The following is a 692-nucleotide window of genomic DNA, read 5'->3' on the forward strand; positions in this document are numbered from 1 at the left end:
CACAAAATATGAGTTTATATTTCATCACAAAATATGAGTTTATATTTCATAAATAGACAATAAATACAAAATAAAGAAGAATCCATAATTTACTGGATTCTTCTTTATTTATTTTTTACTTGCTAATCCATTTGGAGATAATTGGATAATGAAAATCTTTTCCTTGTAATACATATAAAATTCCTTTAAGAGGCCCGAAAAATAATAAAATAGTTAGGATTATATATAATGGGGCTGTCCACAATATCATTGACATATTACTCGCATTCATATCGAAATGGAACATAGAAAACATTAAAATCCTCATTACAAAAGTATTCCAAATCAATACAATAATCCAAGTGAATAGCTGATAAACGGCTGTTTCAATAGCTATTATACGAAGTTCTTTTGATTTGAATACGAAATAAAAAATGAACGATACATAAAAAATTGTAATGCTAAAAAAAGTGAGAATGATGAAAGATAATAAAGTAATAGTATGCATCATTAATTTTAGATTTTTTTCTTGAGATAAGTTCACTCAAACGCCTCCTATATGTAGATTTGGTTAAGGGTAACTCATTATAACATACCCATCCGTGTAACAAAAACGACCGTTTTTGTTACGTTTTGTATTTAAAAATATGAAATATCCTAACCATTGAACTAGCTGTAACAAAATACTGTATCAAAAATAATTCGTAACATTA

At 26.3% G+C, this 692-nt stretch carries 1 protein-coding gene; it reads right to left on the reverse strand.

The features are described 5' to 3' along the window. Nucleotides 1-115: 115 nt before the first annotated feature. Nucleotides 116-523, reverse strand: coding sequence for a hypothetical protein (locus AC1DJR_RS32475; protein ID WP_429688454.1), 408 nt, complete (start codon nt 521-523; stop codon nt 116-118). Nucleotides 524-692 lie beyond the last annotated feature (169 nt).

It is taken from the genome of Bacillus sp. 05T31 (assembly GCF_056396725.1).